The organism is Halobacillus litoralis (assembly GCF_020171725.1).
GTDB lineage: Bacteria > Bacillota > Bacilli > Bacillales > Halobacillaceae > Halobacillus > Halobacillus litoralis_F.
Window position 1 is genome coordinate 112,074 of the sequence record NZ_JAIVAJ010000002.1, and the last position, 15,890, is coordinate 127,963.

Genomic DNA, 15,890 nt, shown 5'->3' on the forward strand with positions numbered 1-15,890 from the left:
TTTATGTTATAATGTAGTGGTTGCAAATTAGATTCGTATGTAAACAGAGTCATAGAATCAATTGAAAATTCGCATTTACTGCGAAAATGAATGAATAGATGTTGGAGGGAATTTTTTATGTCAGCAAAATGGGAAAAGCATGAAGGCAATCAGGGTACATTGACGGTTGAAGTATCCGCGAGTGAGTTCGACAACGCACTTGACCAAGCCTTCAAAAAAGTAGTTAAGCAGGTTCAGGTACCTGGATTCCGTAAGGGTAAAGTACCTCGTAAACTTTTCGAACAGCGTTTCGGTGTGGAATCACTTTATCAAGATGCTCTTGATATCATTCTTCCGAAAGCTTACACGGAAGCAGTTGAAGAGACAGGCATCGAGCCAGTCGATCAGCCTGAAGTAGACGTTAAGCAGATTGAAAAAGGCGAAGGTGTTGTCTTCTCAGCAGAAGTAACAGTTAAGCCTGAAGTAGAGCTTGGCGATTACAAAGGTCTTGAATACGAAGAGCTTTCTACAGAAGTAACAGACGAAGATGTAGACAACGAGCTTAAGCAGATGCAGGAGAAGCAAGCTGAGCTTGTTGTAAAAGAAGAAGGCGCTGTTGAAAACGGCGACACAGTTGTAATGGACTTCGAAGGTTTCGTTGACGGCGAAGCATTTGAAGGTGGACAAGCAGATAACTACTCTCTAGAAGTAGGATCCGGCTCATTCATCCCTGGCTTCGAAGAGCAGCTTGTTGGTAAGAAAGCAGGAGAAGAAACAGACGTTACTGTTACTTTCCCTGAAGAATACCACGCAGAAGAGCTTGCTGGTCAGGAAGCAACATTCAAAGTGAAACTTCACGAAGTAAAAGGAAAAGAACTTCCTGAGCTTGACGATGAATTCGCTAAAGATGTTGATGAAGAAGTTGAATCTCTTGATGAACTTAAGAAGAAAACACGCGAGCGTCTGGAAGAGCAGAAGAAAACAGATGCTGACAACCACAAGCGTGATATCCTTGTAAACAAAGCATCTGACAACGCGACAGTCGAAATTCCTGAATCAATGGTCAACACTGAGCTTGATCGTATGGTTCAAGAATTCGAACAGCGTCTGCAAATGCAGGGCATGACAAAAGACATGTACTTCCAATTCACTGGTCAAGACGAAGACGCTCTTCGTGAACAGATGAAGGAAGATGCTGGCAAGCGCGTGAAAACGAACTTGACTCTTGAAGCGATTGCGAATGCAGAGAGCGTTGAAGCAACTGAAGAAGACGTAAACGCTGAACTTGAGAACATGGCATCTATGTACCAAACAGATGTTCAGCAGCTTACAGCAATGCTTGGCGGCAACACTGATATGATCAAAGAAGATCTTAAAGTGCGCAAAGCAATTGATGTACTTGTAGCAAACGCGAAAGCTGAATAATGATGATAAGAAGACAAGGTGCTATTGTGCCTTGTCTTCTCATATATTTTACTGTTTCCGAGGTATAGGGGAAAGAATATCTGGATACGATGAATGATATCTACCTCATTCTACATAGGTTAGTAGTAATATCCTTTTGTTTGACTTATGTCTGACATATCTACATAATGAGGTTGGTGCAAAAGAGCTCGCACACCTCTCTAATAGGTATTGCTTTTTTGTTTGGAGTTTATTTGATATGATGGGCAAAAGAAACTGAATCGTTTAAGTCCTAATCTTAAAACTTCAGTCGCAACTATTGCGTCATTTTATTAAGGGGTGAATTTAATGTTTAAGTTCAACGAAGAAAAAGGACAACTGAAATGTTCTTTCTGCGGTAAAAGTCAGGATCAAGTTCGTAAGCTTGTCGCAGGGCCTGGCGTATATATTTGTGATGAATGTATTGAACTTTGCACGGAAATTGTAGAAGAGGAACTGGGCAACGAAGAAGAAGTTGAGTTCAAAGAAGTTCCGAAGCCACAAGAAATCCGCGAAATTCTAAGTGATTACGTCATCGGTCAGGACCAGGCGAAGAAAAACTTGTCTGTCGCTGTTTACAACCACTATAAGCGTATCAATGCAGGTGTGAAGAACGACGATGTAGAGCTCTCGAAAAGTAACATCCTGATGCTTGGGCCGACGGGTAGCGGTAAAACCCTACTTGCTCAGACGCTGGCACGTATCTTGAACGTTCCATTTGCCATCGCTGATGCAACATCGCTTACAGAAGCAGGTTACGTCGGAGAAGACGTTGAGAACATCCTTCTGAAGCTGATCCAGGCAGCAGATTACGATGTGGAGAAAGCTGAAAAAGGGATTATTTATATCGACGAAATCGATAAAGTAGCCCGTAAGTCTGAGAATCCATCGATTACACGTGATGTATCAGGTGAAGGTGTCCAGCAGGCGTTGCTTAAGATTCTTGAAGGAACACAAGCAAGCGTACCGCCACAAGGTGGACGTAAGCATCCTCATCAAGAATTCATCCAAATCGATACAACGAATGTTCTATTCATCGTTGGTGGTGCTTTCGACGGCATTGATCAAATCATCAAACGTCGTCTTGGTAAGAAAGTCATCGGATTTGGCTCTGAACAGGGAACAAGCGATTCTGAGAAGAAGGAACTGCTTACAAAAGTACTCCCAGAAGACTTGCTTAGCTACGGCCTAATCCCTGAATTCATCGGTCGTCTTCCGGTTATCGGAAGTCTTGAGCAGCTTGATGAAGAGGCGCTTGTCGAAATTCTTACGAAGCCGAAGAACGCTCTTGTGAAGCAGTATCAGAAGCTGTTCCAAATTGATCACGTTGAGCTCGAGATTGAAGAAGATGCACTTCGGGAAATTGCCCGTCTTGCCATCGAGCGTAAAACCGGTGCTCGTGGACTTCGTTCCATCATCGAAGGGATTATGCTGGATGTGATGTATGAGCTTCCTTCTCGTGATGACATCGAAAAATGCATTATCACACAGGAAACGGTAACCGCGGATAATGGTCGTCCGAAGCTTATTTTGACGGATGGAACAATTGAGGATCAAAATAAAGAGACACCAAAAGAGAGTGCTTAACTCACTGTAGAAGAGTATTCTTACAAGAAGCCGCGCTACATCAGACTGTAGCGCGGCTTCTGCTGTATAGTGGTTCTGTATTTAAGGATGAAAGACATGAGAACCGCTCATAATAGAACTATTCATAAAGCATCCCCTTGCACTTCATTGTGTGAGGGGGTTTCCGTGTTGAATTGGCATACATCGGAGTGCTTTCATTTACTTTCCATAGGGTTTTATATAAGATTAGAATTACGTAACCGGCATTATACGGAGGTGCTAGTAATGACTGAAAAACAGAGAACTCAAATTCCCCTCCTTCCCCTTAGAGGGCTGTTAGTGTATCCATCCATGGTGCTGCACTTGGATGTGGGACGAGAGAAATCCGTCCAGGCATTAGAGCAGGCTATGATGGATGATAATGAAATTTTCCTAGTATCACAAAAAGAGGTCAATATCGATGAACCGGGTTCAAGTGATATGTACAGCGTCGGGACTGTAGCCCGTGTCAAACAAATGGTGAAGCTTCCGAACGGAACCAACCGTGTATTGGTTGAAGGGCTCTACCGTGCGACCATTGACGACCTAAACGAAGAAGATGAATTTTACAAAGCGAATATTACCAAGCTCGAAGATGAGCATGAGGATAAAAACGAAGAAGAGGCACTTATGCGTACGCTTCTCAACCAGTTCGAACAGTATGTCAAAGTCTCAAAAAAAGTCAGCCAGGAGACGTTTAATACGGTTTCAGACATCGATGAGCCGAGTCACCTAGCCGATATCGTGACGTCTCACTTGCCGATCAAGCTGAAAGACAAGCAGAAGATCCTCGAGATGGAAAACGTTAAGAAACGTATCCAGAAGTTGATTGAGCTGATCGGGAATGAACGAGAAGTGCTCCAGATTGAGCAGAAAATCGGTCAGCGAGTGAAGAAGTCGATGGAGAAAACGCAGAAGGAATACTACCTGCGTGAACAGATGAAAGCCATACAGAATGAGCTTGGGGATAAAGACGGAAAGTCCGGCGAAGTCGCCCAGCTGAAAGAAAAAATCGAAAAGGCGCAAATGCCTGAACGTGTAGAGAAGGTCGCTTATAAAGAACTCGGCCGCTATGAAAAAGTGCCTCAAAGCTCAGCTGAAAGCTCCGTCATTCGTAACTATATCGAGTGGCTGGTCACGATTCCCTGGTACGACGAAACAGAAGATAACCTCGATGTGAATAACGCCGAGAAGATTCTCGACGAGGACCATTACGGCTTAGAAAAAGTGAAAGACCGTGTTCTCGAGTATATCGCTGTTCAAAGGCTGACCCAGTCCATCAAAGGACCGATCCTATGCTTAGTGGGACCACCGGGTGTCGGGAAGACATCGCTGGCTAAATCCATTGCCCGTGCCATCAACCGTAAGTTTGTTCGAATCTCCCTGGGTGGAGTGCGCGACGAAGCGGAAATCAGAGGACACCGCCGGACATACATCGGCGCTATGCCGGGGCGTATCATTCAGGGCATGAAGCGTGCAGAGACCTTGAATCCTGTCTTCTTACTGGATGAGATCGATAAAATGGCCAGTGACTTCAGAGGCGATCCTTCTTCCGCCATGCTCGAGGTCCTTGACCCTGAACAAAACGGAAACTTCAGCGATCACTTCATCGAAGAAACCTATGATCTATCGAAGGTCATGTTCGTTGCGACAGCGAACAATATGGCGCAGATCCCGGGTCCATTGCGTGACCGTATGGAAGTCATTACGATTGCAGGTTACACGGAAGTCGAGAAGCTTCATATTGCCAAAGAACACCTTTTGCCGAAACAGGTGAAAGAAAACGGTCTGAAAAAGAGTCAGCTTCAGTTCAGAGAGGAAGCGCTCCTTAAGCTGATTCGCCGTTACACACGCGAAGCCGGAGTTCGTGGATTAGAACGTGAAATCGCGAGTATCTGTCGTAAGGCAGCAAAGATTCTTGTGGCAGGCGAGAAGCAGCGTGTCGTCGTAACAGAGAAACAATTGGAGGAACTGCTCGGTCGTCCTAAGTTCCGGTATGGACAAGCAGAGCTTGAGGACCAAATCGGAGCCGCGACAGGCCTTGCTTATACAACAGCAGGTGGAGATACCCTATCCATCGAAGTTTCAATCTATCCTGGTAAAGGCCAATTGACGCTGACAGGAAAGCTCGGGGATGTCATGAAGGAATCGGCTCAGGCAGCCTTCAGTTATATTCGTTCCCGTGCCGATGAATTAGATATCGATCCGGAGTTCGTCGAAAAGAACGATATTCACATTCACGTCCCGGAAGGTGCTACACCGAAAGACGGGCCTTCAGCAGGTATTACGATGGCGACAGCCTTAGTCTCTGCGTTGACGGGGCGTCCTGTGCGTAAAGAAGTTGGGATGACCGGTGAGATTACGCTGCGCGGACGTGTGCTGCCAATCGGCGGGTTGAAGCAGAAATCTTTAAGTGCCCATAGAGCCGGGTTGACCAAGGTGATTATTCCTTCTGAGAACGAGAAGGACCTGGAGGATATCCCTGAGAGCATCAAGGAGGGCTTGACTTTCGTTCCAGTTAAACATTTGGACGAAGTACTCAAGCACGCATTAACGGAGGAAATTCATGAAAGTTAATTCAGCAGATATTGTAATTAGTGCAGCAAGTCAAAAGCAGTACCCGAAGCAGCTGATTCCTGAAATCGCGCTTGCCGGTCGTTCCAACGTAGGTAAATCATCTTTCATCAATAAGATGATTCAACGGAAGAACCTTGCCAGGACATCTTCAAAGCCTGGTAAAACGCAGACCTTGAATTTTTATATCATCAATGATCAATTCCATTTCGTCGATGTTCCCGGATATGGCTATGCCAAAGTGTCTAAAACGGAACGGGCGAAGTGGGGAAAGATGATGGAGGAATACTTCGCTGAAAGAGAGCAGTTACGTGCTACTGCTCTCATCATCGATGTCCGTCACAAGCCGACCGAAGATGATGTCTTAATGTATGACTACTTGAAACATTTCGGCATGCCGGTGATGGTCATTGCTACGAAGCTTGATAAAATTAAAAAAGGACAGAGGCAGAAGCAGTTGAAAATGATCCGGGAAACGTTGGAGATCGAAGAGGAAGACGATTTGATCCCATTCTCCTCAGAGACTGGGGAAGGAAAAGACGTTGCTTGGAGAACGATGCTGTCCCATTTGAATTTATAAGTACGAAAGCCACTTCTTGATGAAAGAGGTGGCTTTTTTCATAGTTTACAAAAGAATATTTACTTAATTTTATGCATTTTTATGCATTTAGCAGTAAATAGCTGTTTGGACGAGCATGAGCTCTGTATTCAGAATATTTCTCTAAAAACGCCAAGTTTTGAATTTTGGGAATTATATGAAATAACGGTACAATTACATAGTGTCGCAATACGACGAACATACAGAACATTTAAGGGGGATGAATCGGTTATGAAGAAATTATTTTTATTGATTGTACTTGGACTCCTTATGATCTTCGCCGCTGCATGTGGCAGTAGTGAAGGTGGAGGCGAAGAAGAAGCAGAATCAGGTGATGAAACGTCTGGTGATTCTGGAGAAAGCACGGAATCAGGCGCGGATTATCAATTAGTGGAGGATGGCATGTTTACGTATGCTGCATCGGGTGAGTTCCGTCCGTTCAGTATGACAAGTGCCAGTGGTGAAATGACAGGTTTCGATATCGATGTAGCGAAAGCTGTAGCAGAAGAGCTTGGACTGCAGCCAAGTCAGCAGAAACAGAAGTTCGCTTCCATTGTTGAGGGTGTAAAATCAGGACGTTTTGACGCGGCGGTTGCCAGTCATACGATAACGCCTGAACGCTCTGAGCAGGTTGATTTCTCGACACCTTATTACTACTCGGGAGCGCAGGTATTCACAAGACCAGACAGCGATGTTCAAAGCATCGAGGACTTGGAAGGGATGGAAATTGCCGTTTCCAAAGGATCCACTTACAGCGCATATGCAGAGGAAGTAACCGATAATATCAAGACATACGACAGTGACGTCGTGGCTTTGCAATCATTGGCGAAGGGCCGTCACGATGCTGTGATTACAGACTTCTTGACAGGTAAAGAAGCGATGCAGCAGGACCTTGAAATCGAAGCAAAAGATATGATTGAACGTAGTGAACAGGCGATTGCTGTTGCGAAAGGGAACGAGAAGCTTCTTGAAGATATCAACGCAGCACTCGAAACGCTTCGCGAAAATGGAACGCTTGCCGAAATCAGTAATGAATACTTCGGTGACGATATTACAACGGTACCTGAATGATCACCTGAGTGGACACATAACGAAAAAGAGTGCGCATTCGCGTACTCTTTTTCAACTTACGTAATGAATGATCGGTTGTATGTTTAATAGAATGGGAGTGGATCGTTTTGTATTTAGGCTTTGTAACGTTTTGGTCTGGATTTTTTGATTCGTTGTTCAGCAGCGGTGATATCTTTTTTAAAGCGGCTCAAGTCACACTGGCTTTGACTGTCGTATCCATTTTTATTGCACTTTTTATCGGGTTATTCTTTGCCCTTCTTAAAATCTCCAACATAAAACCACTGGAGTGGATCGCGAATGCCTACATTTATGTCGTTCGTGGTACGCCTCTTATCGTACAAATCTTCGTATTCTTCTATGGACTGACGAGCATTTGGATGATCAGCGGTTTCTGGTCCGTTGCTTTGGGTCTTGCCTTCCACAACGGAGCTTACATTGCTGAGATCTTCCGTGGTTCCATTCAATCGATTGGAAAAGGACAGACCGAGGCCGGGCGCTCATTAGGAATGAGTCAAATGACGACGATGCGCCGAATCATTCTTCCGCAGGCTTTCAGACGGGCATTGCCGCCACTTGGAAACCAGTTTATCATTGGATTGAAAGACTCCTCGCTGGCAGCTTTCATCGGGGTGCAGGAGATCTTTGCCCTTGCTACAACACGCGGAGCGAATACATTCGATTACATGACATGGCTTTTGGTCTGTGCGGTTTGGTATTTAGTTCTTGTCTTTATCCTTACGCTTCTTGTAGGGTTAGTAGAGAAGAAACTGGCAGCAAGCGATTAATGGAGGGAGACGTTACGATTGGGTAAGAAAATGATTGAAGTACATGATTTAAATAAATATTTCGGAGACTTACACGTATTGAAAGGCATTGACTTCACAGTAGATGAGAGTGAAGTGGTCTGTTTGATCGGAGCCAGTGGGTCCGGTAAGAGTACGATGCTCAGATGCTTGAATTTCCTTGAGATGAAAAATAGTGGAGACATCCTGCTGAAAGGGGAAAATATCGACCCTAAAACAGAAGACTTGAACAAGGTGCGTCAGCAGGTCGGCATGGTGTTTCAACACTTCAACCTCTTCCCGCACAAGACGGTTCTTCAAAATGTCATAGAAGCTCCGATTCAAGTGAAGAAAGTCTCTAAAGCGCAGGCAAGAGAAGAGGGGAAAGAGCTGCTTGATAAAGTCGGGCTCGCCGATAAGGCAGATGTCTACCCGTCCAGACTTTCCGGTGGACAAAAGCAGCGTGTCGCGATTGCACGTGCGCTGGCGATGAAGCCTGAAATCATGTTGTTTGATGAACCGACTTCAGCACTCGACCCTGAGCTGGTCGGGGAAGTACTTCAAACGATGAAGGACCTCGCGCAGGAAGGAATGACGATGGTCGTCGTGACGCACGAAATGGGATTCGCGCGTGAAGTCGCTGATCGTGTCGTTTATATGCACGATGGAAAGATCGTCGAAACAGGTAAACCTAAAGATTTATTTGAAAATCCGAAAGAAACAAGAACGCAGGAGTTCCTTAGCTCCATTTTATAAAAAGAAGCGGGATGCATCGTAATCTGATGCATCCCGCTTTTTTGTGTGAGATTAAGCAATATTCGGTTTATCTTTTCTTGTTCAGGTAAAAGATAAGAGAAAGGCTATTTTTTATATACCATATAGAAACCGAGTCCGATGAGTACAAACGGCCAGAAGCGTTTGACAAACAGCACAGCATCTTGAAGCCAGCTAAACCATCCAGGTGTTACAGGGGTTAACAATGCGAATGCACCGATTCCGATTAGGATGAGGGCAGGAATCAGTCCGATTTTGAACTTCTGATACCGAAGCAGAAAAGCGATTCCGATGATCAGTACATAAATGCCCCAGTGATCACTCCAGAAGCCGAAGTAATGGATGGCGTGAAAATGGATGCCGAACCCTAATAGGAGAGCACCCGCAAAGAGGTTGGTGTATTCGTTCGCTATGTAGCTGTGTAATAGAAGCGCACCGCCTGTAATGATCAGCAATGAAGGCCACGTATAGAACGGAGAAAGCTCTGGTATATTCAGCTGGCGCAGAAAAAAGTATATTCCGAAACCAATCAGCAGAAACCCTATCAATGAATTTTGTTTTTTCAAGTGTAAATCACGCCCTTTCTACCATAGTATTGAAATGTCGCATCCTTGCGAAAGCTCGCAGGTTTTGGTATATTACAAACGGATTATAAATTATATTTGTTCTAAAAAAACAGTGATATTTTTCTTCGTTATGTAACATTATCCTATCATACAGATTCAAACTCTGTTCATATTTTTACGGAAATATTTCTTGAGATGCATGTTATACTAGTAGATATGGGAATACGAATGGAACGTTTAAGTGGGGGTAGATGTAATGCACATTTTAGCTGTCGGTTTAAACTATAAAACAGCCCCTGTGGAAATACGAGAGAATCTTACATTTTCAGAGGACCAACTGCAAGCAGCGATGCTTGAGCTGAACGGAAGAAAAAGTGTCCTTGAAAATGTGATTATTTCTACATGCAACCGTACGGAAATTTATGCTGTTGTGGATCAACTGCATACAGGGCGGTACTATATTAAGCAGTTTCTTTCTGATTGGTTTAATATCGAGAAAGAGGAGTTTTCTCCATTTCTTTCGATTTATGAGACAGATGGTGCCATTGAGCATCTTCTTCGTGTTACTTCCGGGCTCGATTCTATGGTGCTTGGCGAAACGCAGATTCTCGGTCAGATGAAGCAGGCTTTCCTGAACGCACAGGAATGTGGTACGACAGGTACGATTTTCAACCAGCTCTTTAAACAGGCGGTTACGATGGCGAAAAAAGGTCACAAGGAGACGGAAATCGGAGAGAATGCCGTCTCAGTCAGCTACGCAGCGGTAGAATTGGCGCGTAAAATCTTCGGCGACCTTGTCCACAAGCACATCGTCATTGTCGGTGCAGGAAAGATGGGCGAGCTTGCGGCGAAGAACCTTCAAGGCTCAGGTGTCAAGAAGGTTTCCGTTGTAAACCGCACGCTGTCTAAGGCTCAAGTTGTGGCTGATCAGTTTAACGGGAAGGCTCGTACGATGGAGGATTTAGAGGATGTCTTAACAGATGCTGACATCGTCATCAGCTCCACGGGTGCATCTGACTATGTGATTACACGTGAGCAGATGAAGCCGATTCACAAGAAGCGTAAGGGTAAGCCGTTGTTCTTTGTCGATATTGCCGTGCCGCGTGACTTGGATCCTGCCATGGAGGATTTAGAGAGCGTTTTCCTTTATGACATTGATGATCTGCAAGGCATTGTCGATGCGAACCTTGAGATGAGGAAGCAGGCGGCTGAACAGATTGAAATCATGATCGAAGCGGAAATTGTTGAGTTTAAAGAATGGCTTCAGACGATTGGTGTTGTTCCAGTCATTTCAGCCCTACGTACAAAGGCGTTGTCCATCCAGGCAGAGACGATGAAGAGCATCGAGCGCAAGATGCCGGATATGACAGACCGTGAGAAAAAAGTCATCAGCAAGCATACGAAGAGCATCATCAATCAGATGCTGAAGGATCCGATTCTGCAAGCGAAAGAATTGGCGGCACAGCCGGATGCTGATGAGACGCTTCAATTGTTCACTCAAATCTTCGGGATTGAAGAACAAGTAGAAGATGAGCTGAAGAAGCAGGAGAAAAAGAATAGTCCGGAGGGGAAGTCTGACATCGAGAAGGCTCCAGCGTTCTCTGTTACCCCACCGGTTGCGAACTCCTAAGGGTGGCTGTCCATATGTTGGATTTCAAATGGGTGTACGAACTCATTCTATTGCTTTATGGACTCAGTATCATTGGATACTTTATAGATTTTGTGCAGACAAACCGGAAGGCTAACCAGATAGCCTTCTGGTTACTTAGTATGGTTTGGGGTTTACAAACCTTTTTTTTATTGACGCAGATCCTGGTTGAGGACAACCTTCCTGTAATGACGGTCTATGATGGGCTCTACTTCTATACGTGGATTCTGGTGACGTTCTCCCTGATCATCAACCGGTTGTTCCGCGTTGATTTTCTCGTCTTTTTCACGAACGTTGTCGGCTTTCTTGTCATGCTGATCCATCTGACGACGAGAGCGCAGACAAGCCTTCAGGATCAAGGGGTCAACCTTGTGAATGAAATGCTGATCATCCATATCAGTCTGGCGATTCTATCATATGGTTTTTTCACTTTGTCCTTCATTTTCTCTATGATGTACCTGTTACAATACCGGTTGCTGAAGAGGAAGAAGTGGAATGCCAAGTTGTTCCGTCTCGGAGATTTAACGAAGCTCGACCATTTTTCTTATATCGCTGTGATTCTTGGAGTGCCGCTCCTTCTCATCGCGATCATTCTGGGTGTTACATGGGGATATGTTTCTCCGGATGTGTTCTACTGGTATGATTCGAAGACACTAGGCTCGTTCCTCGTCCTTATCGTGTATATCATCTATTTGATTCTTCGCGTTGTGAAGGGCTATCAGGGCAGAGCCATTTCTATATTCAATTCAGCAGCCTTTTTATTTCTATTAATTAACTTCTTTCTATTTGGATCATTATCGAACTTTCACTTTTAGCTTTGAGGAGGAGATTGTGTGAGAAAAATCGTCATTGGATCGAGAAAAAGTAACTTAGCGATCACGCAGACGGAATGGGTGATTGAGAAACTGAAAGAGATCGACCCAAGCTATGAATTTGAAATCAAACGAATCTCTACAAAAGGAGACCGTATTCTCGACGTCACGTTATCGAAAGTCGGAGGGAAGGGCCTTTTCATTAAAGAGATTGAACAGGCGATGTATGACGGGGAGATCGACATGGCGGTCCACAGCATGAAGGATATGCCGGCGGTCGTAGCGGAAGGACTTACGGTTGCGTCGGTACCGATTCGTGAGGACCACCGCGATGCCTTTGTATCGAACGATCACGTTGCCCTGAAAGATCTTCCGGCAGGAGCAATCGTCGGAACAAGCAGTCTTCGCCGTAGTGCTCAAATTAAGGCCGTGCGTCCAGATGTTGAAATTCAGTGGATTCGCGGAAATATCGATACACGCTTAAGAAAGCTGAAGGAAGAAAACTATGACGCCATTGTCTTAGCTGCCGCTGGCCTCAAGCGTATGGGCTGGGATGACGATGTCGTGACCGAATACCTGGAGCCGGAAGTATGTGTGCCGGCCGTTGGTCAAGGTGCGCTTGCCATCCAGTGCCGTGAGAATGACTCTGAGCTTCGTGACTTGTTGATGAAGCTGAACCACGAATACACAGACACGACGGTAAAAGCAGAGCGCAAGTTCCTTCATGATTTGAACGGAGGCTGTCAGGTGCCGATTGGTGGCTATGCCTACAGACAAGGGGATGAAATTGTCCTGACCGGTCTTGTTGGAACGCCTGATGGAGGCACGATTCTCCAAGAGACAGCTCGCGGGACAGACCCTCTTGAAGTCGGAAAAGAAGTCGCGGACTTGTTGAAGAAGCAGGGAGCACAGGAGATCGTAGATCAAGCTAAAGAGGAGTATGACCAGTAATGCTGCCTCTTTCGGGGAAGACCATCCTCGTAACAAGAGGGGAGTCACAAGCTGGACCGCTCATTCAAGCGATTGAAGAAAAGGGAGGGGAAGCCATTCTTACCCCTCTGATTTCCTTTAAAGCAAAAGATACCTATGAGAATCAGCAGATCCTCAACAAACTTCACGACTATTCATGGGTTTTTTTCACAAGCTCTAATGGCGTGAAGTTTTTTTTCTCTCTTCTTGAAAAAAGAGGAGGATCGATACATGACAACCTGCGATTTGCTGTCGTAGGTAAGAAGACAGCGAAGACGCTGAAATCGTTTGGATACAAAGCGGATTTCACACCGTCCTCCTATAAAGCGTCCGCTATGGGACCGGAGTTTTTCCATACATTTCAAGAGCCTTCACCGATTCTTTACGTTCGTGGGAACCGGTCGCGTGATGAACTGATCGCTATGTTTCATAAACAGCAGGTCTTTTTTCAAACGATGACGGCTTATGATACGCTGTTATTGAAAGACCAACAACAAGACATCGATCAATTATTGAAGAATGGACAATTAGATGCACTCACCTTTACAAGCCCGTCAACGGTCGAAGCGTTCAGTAAGGTAGCCACGCTCAATGAGGCTCTAATCCTGCCTTGCTTCTGCATTGGACCAACGACGGCCGAACAAGCGGAGTCAGTCGGATTCCGTCATATACACACACCTGAGACGTTCACAGTGGAACATCTGGTGGAACGAATCTCTCAGTATTTCCGTGAAAAAGGAGAACGATAGTATGTCAGATTTGAACTTTAAACGCCACCGCCGCCTGCGTCGGACTGATTCGATGCGCGCGCTTGTAAGAGAAACACATTTGCGCACCGATGACTTGATCTACCCGATTTTCGTTGTTGAGGGAGAAAAGGTGAAAAACGAAGTGGCTTCGATGCCCGGGGTTCACCAAGTGTCCCTTGATTATTTAACAGAGGAAATGAACGAACTGGTCGACCTTGGCATTAAGTCCGTCATCGTATTCGGTGTGCCGGCGGAGAAAGATGAAGTCGGTACACAGGCTTACCAGGAGGATGGCATTGTCCAGCGTGCCATTCGTCAAATTAAAAAGGACACGCCGTCCTTAACGGTTGTGGCGGATACGTGCTTATGTCAATACACCGACCACGGACACTGCGGCGTTGTAAGAGACGGAGAAATCATCAATGATGAATCCCTGAACTATTTGGCTCAAACCGCGATTACGCAGGCGGAAGCAGGAGCAGATATCATCGCCCCGTCGAATATGATGGACGGCTTTGTCCAAGCCATCCGCAAAGGACTGGATGAAGCAGGATACAGCCAGATTCCGGTCATGTCCTATGCGGTTAAATACGCTTCTTCCTTCTACGGTCCATTCCGTGATGCGGCACATAGCTCGCCACAGTTCGGTGACCGCCGTGCCTATCAGATGGATCCGGCCAATCGCTTAGAGGCCATCCGTGAAGCGGAATCCGACGTACAGGAAGGCGCTGACTTCCTTATTGTGAAGCCTGCTCTAGCGTACTTGGATATTATGAGAGAAGTGAAAGACCGTTACAATCTTCCGCTGGTTGCCTATAACGTAAGTGGGGAATACTCCATGATTAAAGCAGCGGCTCAGAACGGCTGGGTCAATGAAGAAGAAATCGTGCTTGAGAAACTGACGTCGATGAAACGTGCAGGCGCCGATTTGATTATTACGTATTTCGCAAAAGATGCGGCTAGATATTTAAACAAGTAGGAAGGGTGTTTTGATATGAGAAATTTTGATCAATCCAAAGAAGCGTACCAAAAAGCGAAAGAATTGATGCCGGGCGGCGTGAACTCCCCGGTTCGTGCCTTCAAATCTGTCGGTATGGATCCTCTTTTCATGGAAAAAGGAAAAGGGTCCAAGCTTTATGACATCGATGGAAATGAATACATCGATTACGTGTTAAGCTACGGTCCGCTTATCTTGGGACATGCGGATGAGCACGTCGTTGAATCATTGAAAGAAGTGACGGAGCTCGGAACCAGCTTCGGTGCACCGACTCATCTTGAGAACGACTTAGCTGAGCTTGTCATCGACCGTGTGCCATCCATCGAAATGGTCCGTATGGTGAACTCCGGTACAGAAGCGACCATGAGTGCCCTTCGTGTAGCTCGCGGATATACAGGTCGTGACAAGATCTTGAAATTCGAAGGAAACTATCACGGTCACGGAGACTCCCTGTTGATCAAGGCAGGATCAGGCGTGGCGACGCTCGGGCTGCCTGATTCTCCTGGCGTACCCGCGTCCATCGCTCAAAACACGATTACCGTTCCTTATAATGATATCGAAAGCGTTCGTTACGTATTTGAGCAGTACGGAGACGACCTCGCAGCTGTCATCATGGAGCCGGTTTCCGGTAACATGGGCGTCGTACCGCCGAATGAAGGCTTCCTGCAGGACCTGCGTCAGTTGACAGAAGACAACGGCACTGTCCTGATCTTTGATGAAGTCATGACAGGCTTCCGTGTCGGTTATCACAGCGCTCAAGGACACTTCGGTGTGACGCCGGATATGACGTGTCTCGGAAAAGTCATCGGTGGAGGTCTTCCTGTCGGTGCTTACGGTGGTAAACGTGAAATCATGGAACGTGTTGCGCCTGTCGGAGACATTTATCAGGCAGGAACGCTTTCCGGTAACCCTCTTGCGATGAAAGCCGGTTACGAAACGATTTCAGCGATGGATGAAGCGGCCTATGCCGACATCAACCGCAAAGTCGACCGTTTGATCGAAGGATTCACAGAAGCAGCTGAAAGACACAACATCCCGCTCACAACGAACCGCGCGGGATCGATGGTCGGCTTCTTCTTCACGAATGATCCGGTCATCAATTTCGAGACGGCAAGCCAATCTGATCTCGATCTATTCACCCGCTATTACCAAGGGATGATCCAAGAAGGCATTTACCTGCCACCTTCCCAGTTTGAAGGTCTCTTCTTATCTGTGAAGCATAGTGATGAGGATATTGAGAAAACGATTCAGGCTGCTGAGAACGTATTTGCAACCTTATAATACATGTGAAAAGCCCAGAGGCCTTGTTCCTCTGGGCTTTTT

14 protein-coding genes are annotated in these 15,890 nt (G+C 45.9%); 13 read left to right on the forward strand and 1 reads right to left on the reverse strand.

Annotated elements, in window-relative coordinates:
* Positions 1-117 precede the first annotated feature (117 nt).
* From tig to LCM20_RS04845, 7 genes are all read left to right on the forward strand, one after another.
* Positions 118-1,404, forward strand: coding sequence for a trigger factor (gene tig / locus LCM20_RS04815; RefSeq protein WP_225194298.1), 1,287 nt, complete (start codon positions 118-120; stop codon positions 1,402-1,404).
* 327 nt (positions 1,405-1,731) lie between these two features.
* Complete coding sequence (gene clpX, locus LCM20_RS04820) at positions 1,732-3,009, forward strand: ATP-dependent protease ATP-binding subunit ClpX (RefSeq protein WP_225194299.1); 1,278 nt, start codon at positions 1,732-1,734, stop codon at positions 3,007-3,009.
* Between the two features lie 264 nt (positions 3,010-3,273).
* Positions 3,274-5,604, forward strand: coding sequence for an endopeptidase La (lon, locus tag LCM20_RS04825; protein ID WP_225194300.1), 2,331 nt, complete (start codon positions 3,274-3,276; stop codon positions 5,602-5,604).
* On the forward strand, positions 5,594-6,181 hold the full coding sequence (gene yihA, locus LCM20_RS04830; RefSeq protein ID WP_225194301.1) for a ribosome biogenesis GTP-binding protein YihA/YsxC: 588 nt from the start codon (positions 5,594-5,596) through the stop codon (positions 6,179-6,181). The genes lon and yihA overlap by 11 nt, the downstream gene beginning before the upstream one ends.
* A gap of 249 nt (positions 6,182-6,430) precedes the next feature.
* The gene (locus tag LCM20_RS04835; RefSeq protein ID WP_225194302.1) at positions 6,431-7,270 is read left to right on the forward strand and encodes a transporter substrate-binding domain-containing protein; all 840 of its coding nucleotides are present in this window, start codon (positions 6,431-6,433) and stop codon (positions 7,268-7,270) included.
* Between the two features lie 107 nt (positions 7,271-7,377).
* Positions 7,378-8,055 carry an amino acid ABC transporter permease gene (locus tag LCM20_RS04840; RefSeq protein ID WP_412097980.1) on the forward strand — a complete coding sequence of 226 codons (678 nt, stop codon included), beginning with the start codon at positions 7,378-7,380 and terminating at the stop codon, positions 8,053-8,055.
* A 30-nt stretch (positions 8,056-8,085) separates the two neighbouring features.
* Entirely contained in the window at positions 8,086-8,808 is a 723-nt protein-coding gene (locus LCM20_RS04845) for an amino acid ABC transporter ATP-binding protein (RefSeq protein WP_225194303.1), read from the forward strand.
* A gap of 104 nt (positions 8,809-8,912) precedes the next feature.
* On the opposite strand, the gene LCM20_RS04850 is transcribed toward LCM20_RS04845, so the two are convergent.
* Positions 8,913-9,392 (reverse strand): LiaI-LiaF-like domain-containing protein, encoded by a 480-nt coding sequence (locus LCM20_RS04850; protein ID WP_225194304.1) that lies wholly within the window; start codon positions 9,390-9,392, stop codon positions 8,913-8,915.
* 256 nt (positions 9,393-9,648) lie between these two features.
* Between LCM20_RS04850 and hemA the strand changes: the two genes are divergently transcribed.
* From hemA to hemL, 6 genes are read left to right on the forward strand one after another with little or no spacing between them, the layout of a single operon-like run.
* The gene (gene hemA, locus LCM20_RS04855) at positions 9,649-11,022 is read left to right on the forward strand and encodes a glutamyl-tRNA reductase (protein WP_225194305.1); all 1,374 of its coding nucleotides are present in this window, start codon (positions 9,649-9,651) and stop codon (positions 11,020-11,022) included.
* Positions 11,023-11,036: 14 nt separating this feature from the next.
* Complete coding sequence (locus LCM20_RS04860) at positions 11,037-11,855, forward strand: inner membrane protein YpjD (protein WP_225194306.1); 819 nt, start codon at positions 11,037-11,039, stop codon at positions 11,853-11,855.
* Positions 11,856-11,873: 18 nt separating this feature from the next.
* The gene (gene hemC, locus LCM20_RS04865) at positions 11,874-12,803 is read left to right on the forward strand and encodes a hydroxymethylbilane synthase (RefSeq protein ID WP_225194307.1); all 930 of its coding nucleotides are present in this window, start codon (positions 11,874-11,876) and stop codon (positions 12,801-12,803) included.
* Entirely contained in the window at positions 12,803-13,570 is a 768-nt protein-coding gene (locus LCM20_RS04870; protein ID WP_225194308.1) for a uroporphyrinogen-III synthase, read from the forward strand. Before hemC ends, LCM20_RS04870 begins: the two co-directional genes overlap by 1 nt.
* Before the next feature lies 1 nt (position 13,571).
* Entirely contained in the window at positions 13,572-14,549 is a 978-nt protein-coding gene (gene hemB / locus LCM20_RS04875) for a porphobilinogen synthase (RefSeq protein ID WP_225194309.1), read from the forward strand.
* A 15-nt stretch (positions 14,550-14,564) separates the two neighbouring features.
* Complete coding sequence (gene hemL, locus LCM20_RS04880) at positions 14,565-15,848, forward strand: glutamate-1-semialdehyde 2,1-aminomutase (RefSeq protein ID WP_225194310.1); 1,284 nt, start codon at positions 14,565-14,567, stop codon at positions 15,846-15,848.
* The last annotated feature ends 42 nt before the right edge of the window (positions 15,849-15,890 follow it).